This window comes from Lactobacillus sp. OTU4228 (genome assembly GCF_001006945.1).
GTDB classification, from domain to species: Bacteria; Bacillota; Bacilli; order Lactobacillales; family Lactobacillaceae; genus Lactobacillus; species Lactobacillus amylovorus.
Window position 1 is genome coordinate 146857 of record NZ_CDLD01000034.1, and the last position, 7480, is coordinate 154336.

The following is a 7480-nucleotide window of genomic DNA, read 5'->3' on the forward strand; positions in this document are numbered from 1 at the left end:
CAAATTCTAGTTTCTAAGGTCTTCATAAAGATCATTAATTGGCTTTGAGTAAGTCTTTTGGATGTCGTTAAGCAAGTCGTATAAAGCTTGTTCTGACTTAAGCATGTTAACGATCAAATCGTTCTTTTGTACTTGGTCGTTCAAGTCCTTGTAAGCTTGTTGATCTTCAGCAGCAAGAGGTTGACCAGCTTGTTGAGCACGCAAAATCTTAGCTTGAAGTTCATCCATCTTCTTGAACATAGCTGAGCTTTCGTCGTTTTCTTCTACATCCTTAATAGCCTTTTGTAAAGCCTTGTATTGATCAGTTTGTGTTAAATCTTCTGCTAATTTGTTAGCTGAATCGTAAACGTTAACCATCATGGTCCTCCTAAATTTTATTGGCCAAATAAGCCTTTCACACTATTATACCATTCATTAATCTTCTGTCCTGCAGAACCTATACCATCTTGAATTTTTTGCCCTAATCCGCCGGTCCAATCAAAGTTTGAACCATTATCTTTCACAATCTGGTTAGGTGCTTTTTCGGTAAATTGAGTCTGAGCGGTATACGGCAGAATGCCTTCCATTTCGGCTTTATATAGTCTAGTAATTCCTGTTTCGGAAATTCCTTGCATATAATGCTGCCTACTGGTTCGGTCAAAACCAACCCAAGTTGCGACAACGATGTCAGGAGTATAACCAACAATCCACTGGTCCTTAGTACCAAAACCATATGAGTTAGGCACTTCAGTTGAACCAGTTTTACCAGCAACACGGTAGCCACTTGGTTGAGCAGATTGACCTGTACCGTTAGTAAATACGCCCAGCATCATCGTAGTCATTTCTTTTGCCGTATTTTCAGAAATAATACGGTGTGTACCCGGATTGCCATTTTCTGCTAAAACATTACCACTGGCATCTGTAATTCTAGTAATAAAGTAAGAATTGTTAGGCAAATTACCCTTATTGGCAAAGGCAGAATATGCGTGGGCCATTTGTAATGGTGATACACCAGATGAAAGACCACCAAGGGCTAAAGCAAGATTGCGATCGCTCTTTGGCACCTTAATACCAAAGTTTTCAACAGATTGAACACCCTTGTTAACCCCAATCTTATCAAGCAGCCATACAGCAGGAACATTCTTACTTTGAGCTAAGGCTTGGTACATTGGAATCTTATCAGAGTAGCCATTATCAACGTTGTGTGGCTCATAACCGTTCTTACCAAATTTCTGCAGTTTGTTGGAAAGCTCTGAATCATAATGATAACCATTTTGAAGAGCTGGTGCGTAAACAGCAAGCGGCTTGATCGATGAACCAGGCTGACGCTTCATTTGCGTTGCACGGTTGTAGCCACGGAAGACGTGTTGTCCACGTCCCCCAACAACTGCACGTACGGCACCAGTATTAGGATCCATTGCCACACTGGCACCTTGGGCTTCGGTACCATCTGAACCATTTTGTGGGAAAAGCCAGCTTTGTTCAAAGGTATCTTGCATCTTGCTTTGGTAATTTTGGTTAAGGGTAGTGTAAATCTTGAGGCCCTTATTCATTACCTGCTCTTCTGTTAAGCCGTACTTACTAATTGCTTCATCTACAACAGCATCAAAGAAGTATGGGTAACGGTAGCCATCCTTATTCTTAAAGGTATTCTTTAAAGTTAAGCCTTCTTTTGAATAAGCTTTGGCTTGAGCTGAAGTAATTTTGCCATTATCAGCCATTAAGCTCAAAACCAAATTACGACGTGACAGTGCATTAGCCATATGGTCTACAGGGTTGTAGAAACTAGGATTCCGCAGCATCCCTGCCAAAGTGGCAGCTTCACTGACAGTTACATCACTAGCATTTTTACCAAAATATCTACGACTAGCATCTTGCACGCCCCAGACACCGTTACCAAAATAGGCGTTATTCAAGTACATCGTCAAAATGTCTTTTTTGGAATAAACATGGTTGATCTCAATTGCAAAGAACAATTCTTCCAATTTTCGTGAAAAGGTCTGCTGCTGAGTAAGTAGTGAGTTCTTAGCCAGCTGCTGCGTTAATGTGGAACCACCACCGGTAACTTGACCATGGTGAATAACCAAACTAATGGCGGCACGAACCATACCTTTAACACTAAAACCAGGGTTCGTCCAAAAAGTACGGTCTTCTGTTGAAATGACCGCATTTTGAATATTTGGCGAAATTTTATCATATTCTACAAACGAACCCTTTTGCGAATATAAGGAACCTGCTTTTTTGCCCTTATAATCGTAAATAGTTGTTGTAGTTGAAAGTGACGCCTTCAAATTCGAGATATTCGAAGTTTTAACTTTAATTGTATAATATGTACAAGTCAAAAGCATTAAAGTGAGTAGGATTAAAATAATCCAGCGTCCGATAAAGAAGCGACTATCAAATTGATGCCATGCATCCTTAAAGCCACTTCTTTTTGGTTGGTCATTATTCATTAAATACATTGCTCCTTTTTAGAAACAAGAAAATTGTATCATAATTACTAAAACACATGTTTAGAATTGAAGCAGACTTAGGAAATATTTATGGTTTATAATTTTACACTTTTTTATCCAAAAAATCTTGATCCGTTACCAGTTAACGAGGTCCTGCGTAAATTACTTATCCCTAGAAAATGGCGCCATTATTTAAGAATCGAGCAAAATGTAACCATTAATGGTAAATACCGCTACTTCAATGAATTGGTTAAGCCAGGTGACAAAATTGATATCGTGCTTGATCAAATTGATTCAATGCAGCAAACTTACCCTGCAAGTAGACGAATGCCTGACGTTATCTACGAAGACGATAATTTATTGATCATTAATAAAAAGAAGGGGCAGAAAACTCACCCTAACTTAAATGAAACTGATACAGCATTGAATGATTGTGCTACTTATTTAGGTAGCAGTCCGTACATCGTACATCGACTCGATATGCTTACAGGCGGTCTGCTTTTGGTGGCTAAAAATCCGGCAGTTGTTCCTATTTTGAATCGAGAACTCACTACTAAAACTTTTCATCGTGAATATTTGGCTAAAGTTATTCATGCGGATAAATTAAAGAAAAACGGTACTATTGATCTTCCTATTGGTCAGGATCCTGATGATCAAAGAAAAAGAATGGTAAATAAAACTGGTTTGCATGCAGTTACTCATTATGAACTACTGAAAAAATATTCTGATAATACAGCTTTAGTTAAATTAACGCTAGAAACAGGTCGCACCCATCAAATTCGTGTTCATTTAGCCGCAATCGGCTGTCCGATTGTCGGTGATCCATTGTACAATCCAGATTTTGCTGGTGAAAATCTAGCTCTAGATGCCTATGAAATTTCTCTAATTAAGCCTTTTTCTTTTGAAAAATTGCACGTTAAACTACCTGATGAAAAAATTGAGTTATAAAAAAGAGATTGCAGTTGCAATCTCTTTTTATTGTTTTTATCTTGTTCTATTTATTTTTAATAATGCAAAACACTAGGATCAAACGATTTTGTATCCTTAACACCGGTATACATCATCATCTCTGCTAGTTGTTCATTCATTTGCTTAAGCTTATCTTCAACCGCTTTAGTACCGCTTTGAAGCAGCTCTGACAAGATTCCGCGGCCAATTAAGACAGCATCAGCACCCATAGCCAATGCTTTGTATGCATCATAACCAGTCATCAAAGAACCATCGGCATAAATTTCCATGCCACTACCAGCAAGTGCCTTTTTAATATCAGGCAAAACAGCTAGAGGTGGAACACCGAAAGGTACACGACCATGGTGATGAGAAACTACGATTGCCTTGCATCCCGCTTGGTGCGCCTTCAAGGCATCAGATACAGATAAAACGCCTTTAGCAATAAATGGCAACTTAGTGCTTTCCGCATAATGCTTCAAGTCATCCATTGTAATCGAACCTAGAGGAATCCCATCAACTACATCGTATTTACCGTTTTTGCCAGCAATATGATCGATATCGATTCCAACGGCTACAGCTCCATGATCTTCCGCAAACTTGATTTCATCTAAAATCTTGTGATGATCTGCAAAAGGTTTAATAATTCGAATAGTGTCTCCGCCTTGGCTGACGATTTCACCATACTCTTCGTTGGTTTCCATGCCGATCCAGTTAAGTAAATCCATGTTGCGAGCGGCCATTGCTTTTTCTTGCATTGGCTTTCTCGTTTTATCACTTAACACTTTATTCAAGTGCGAAACTGCAGCCGGCATTAATGGGGATGCATATTTTCTACCCAAAATTGTTGTAGTCAAATCCGATTCAACAGAATCGATTACACGCATTTCCACCAAGATATTGTCTAAGAAGACACGGTTATGGACATTAGCATCGTCGGCTTTACCACTGGTTACTGGGATCATACCCTTTGGACCAGGCCATGGACTAGTGGCTTCTTCTTTTTTAGGTTCTTCATGTTCTAACATCGAAGAACCCGAACTAGCATCAATAGTTTCGGAAGCGCCAGTTACTACATCATTTTTATTTTCTTCGCCCATTCTTTACGCCCTTTCTAAAAAATTCCTTACTAATTATTCTACTAGAAAAAACAAAAAAGTAAGAAAGATCTGTTTTTGAGCAAAATATTTGCAATTTTTAAAATAATCATATCTATTTTCTCAATATAGTGTATAATTCAATCTTGTGTGTATTTTTCACTTATTTTTTTTAGAGGAGTAAAAAGTATCTATTATGGAACATACTTGGATGATAAAGTATTTGGCCGAATTTTTCGGTACGATTATTTTAGTAGTTTTAGGTAACGGTTCAGTTGCCAACTCAGTATTGCGTGATACTGGAGGTAATAGCCGCGATGGACAAGCCAATGGTGGGTGGCTTTTAATCGCATTTGGCTTTGGTTTTGGTGTCATGCTTCCTGCGATGTTATTCGGTTCAATTTCAGGTAACCACTTGAATCCGGCCGTAACCCTTGCACAAGCATGTGCAGGTGCATTCCCTTGGGATCAAGTTCTACCATATATCTTGGTTCAAATGCTTGGTGCAATCGTAGGTCAACTTATATTAGTGGCTGTTTACTGGCCATACATTAAGAGAACTGCTAGTGATGACGCTGTTTTTGCCAGCTTTGCGACTGGTGATACTGCCAACAGTAAGTTAAACGGTTTTATCACTGAATTTGTTGGTACAGCAATTCTTTTGTTTGTAGCCGTTGGTTTATACCGTGGCATGTTCTTCAAGCAATCAGAAGATATTGCCAACCTCGGTGTTGGTTTCTTAATCACCGCATTGGTTATGGCTGTTGGTGGTCCTACCGGTCCTGCATTAAACCCTGCAAGAGACTTAGGTCCACGTATCGTTTATGCACTTTGCCCATTACCTCATAAGGGTTCTGCTCACTGGGACTACGGTTGGGTACCAGTAGTTGCTCCAATTGCTGGTGGTATCTGCGGTGCATTGTTATACAAGATTGCATTTGGATTATAGAAAAACAAAAGATCGATGATCTTCGTTAAAAAACGGTGATCATCGATCTTTTTATTTAGCTTCTTTAGTCGCTTTAGCCTGTTCTTGTTGATACAACATATTGTCATATCTCTTAATATTAACAACAGCTCTTATATCAGCATCTTCGGGATTATAAATTAAGCGAGAAACACGTGCAGGCTCTTTTACCCAGTAAAAGTGGTACTTTTCAATTGTATGATTAGGACCATATTGTTTTTTAATCGCAGATTTCTAAAGAATGGGCTTAAATCAACTAACGCAGGCTTAAGAACACGATTATACAGCTTGCCATTTTCGTATTTCTTTGCTTTTTTACCTTTACTTCAACGTCTAGAGAGTCGGTATATATATTTGTGTAATCGAAAATCGGTTTTAATTGAAGATATTCACGATTTTCCTCATCGGTTTTTAAAAACCCAGTTTTGATATTTTCTAAGTGATCAAAGGTTTGAATTACTATTTTTTGAAAAGTTCGATAAGACATTGTCGTAGGCATATGAAGATATCGTTTTAGATCTTTTATCTTTATATCTACAACTGCTCCATCTTGACCTTGGAGTTGCGCAATTAGAAAGAAAAAGATATCCATCTCATACTTAGATAGGCTACTAACGCCATAATATTGCTTATTATCGTTTAGATCATTGTTATATTTGACTAAATTTTTCTTTCTGTCAGGAAAATTAAGTAATTCCCTTATTTTTTCTTTTCGTCCATTTTAACCTACCCATTTTTTATACTTTTGTCATTCATGATACACCATTTTTATTATCTGTGTAGTTTGAACAAAAAATATTTAATTGCTTATAATTTTAAGCGCTCTCACTTTTTAATAACTATGTTAAACTACACAATTTTTATAAAAAGAAAAGTAAAGAAGCTTAAACTACACAGAAATTAGGGCATTTTCGTAATTCGTTCTCTAACAAAAGGGATTTTAGGTAAGAAATTATAAATTCTGTGTAGTTTGACTTTTTTGCATCATCATTTTTATAAAAAATGTGTAGTTTGGCTTTAAATACAAAAAAATATAATAAATGACCTGTGGATAACTCTAATATAAACACTTTATTTTGCTCGTTAAAACCCTAAATTTTGTGTAGAATGACTTTTTTGAGCCTTACTCTACCAAAGGATCACGCTTCCCTAAAGGAGAAAGGAAAAAGGTATTAAAGGATATATAAAGGATTAACCAATTCCTTAACAGGAATCTAAACAAGGAAATACTCTAAAAATAAAGTACACAATTTTTTATTTCTAATTCGGTAATTACATCATTTCTTTCCGGCACATATTTTATTTGCAAATAAATCAGATACACAATTATTAGCTCTTACAGATACCCCCATATTTATGTTCTAAGAGCGCAAATTAAATACTAGTATAAACGCTAAAAAATGCTTGTAAGGCAAAGAAAAGCCTGTGTAACTATAAAAAACGTTAATTACTCTAATCTTAATTGATTAACTGTATTAAAAGCTATTGTTTAAAAAATCTACTATATTCAATCCAATATACAAATATCAACAAAAACGTATTAAATTCTTACGCCACTCACCGATGATAAAAAAGGCAGAAATGTTTAATTTCTGACCTTCCAGCTAATTCAATTTTTTCTAGACCTGCATAAAAATCATTAACGTACGGACTAGTCTTAACCATATTCCTTGATAAATATGATGACAGGTACATAGAGTCAACCTTTCTACACCTAGAAAACATTCTAAGCTTAATAGTGAATTGACTATCCGACGGGATAGCTGATTCACTATTTTGGTTCTAGTCGTAGAATTTAAAATAGTAGTAAAACCATATGTCACGGTGCTTTTAGATGCTTGACGTCGTACACAAAACTGGCAGTTTTACTGAGAAATTATGTAATCTCTTCGAAGAATGTGGACATTTAATGTCGAGTTTAGAAACATACTAACCTAAGTATTGGGTTGAAGTTCGACGGAACTTTAATCAAATACTTTATTTTTATCTAAAATAAAGGTGAAGATAAAGCATAAAGTCATATCTAATTTAAGGCA

6 protein-coding genes are annotated in these 7480 nt (G+C 36.6%); 2 read left to right on the top strand and 4 right to left on the bottom strand.

What is annotated here, in order from left to right; all coding sequences use genetic code 11:
• Positions 1-6 precede the first annotated feature (6 nt).
• Positions 7-357 (bottom strand): YlbF/YmcA family competence regulator, encoded by a 351-nt coding sequence (locus BN1206_RS07340; protein WP_013438472.1) that lies wholly within the window; start codon positions 355-357, stop codon positions 7-9.
• 17 nt (positions 358-374) lie between these two features.
• Entirely contained in the window at positions 375-2432 is a 2058-nt protein-coding gene (locus BN1206_RS07345) for a PBP1A family penicillin-binding protein (protein WP_013642334.1), read from the bottom strand.
• Between the two features lie 90 nt (positions 2433-2522).
• Between BN1206_RS07345 and BN1206_RS07350 the strand changes: the two genes are divergently transcribed.
• The gene (locus BN1206_RS07350) at positions 2523-3380 is read left to right on the top strand and encodes an RluA family pseudouridine synthase (RefSeq protein WP_013438474.1); all 858 of its coding nucleotides are present in this window, start codon (positions 2523-2525) and stop codon (positions 3378-3380) included.
• A 56-nt stretch (positions 3381-3436) separates the two neighbouring features.
• On the opposite strand, the gene BN1206_RS07355 is transcribed toward BN1206_RS07350, so the two are convergent.
• Entirely contained in the window at positions 3437-4480 is a 1044-nt protein-coding gene (locus BN1206_RS07355) for an FMN-dependent dehydrogenase (protein WP_013642336.1), read from the bottom strand.
• A 193-nt stretch (positions 4481-4673) separates the two neighbouring features.
• Here BN1206_RS07355 and BN1206_RS07360 point away from each other — a divergent pair, with 193 nt between their 5' ends.
• Positions 4674-5426 (top strand): MIP/aquaporin family protein, encoded by a 753-nt coding sequence (locus tag BN1206_RS07360; RefSeq protein ID WP_013438476.1) that lies wholly within the window; start codon positions 4674-4676, stop codon positions 5424-5426.
• Positions 5427-5700: 274 nt separating this feature from the next.
• On the opposite strand, the gene BN1206_RS09590 is transcribed toward BN1206_RS07360, so the two are convergent.
• The gene (locus BN1206_RS09590; RefSeq protein WP_231575995.1) at positions 5701-6147 is read right to left on the bottom strand and encodes a RepB family plasmid replication initiator protein; all 447 of its coding nucleotides are present in this window, start codon (positions 6145-6147) and stop codon (positions 5701-5703) included.
• Positions 6148-7480: the final 1333 nt, after the last annotated feature.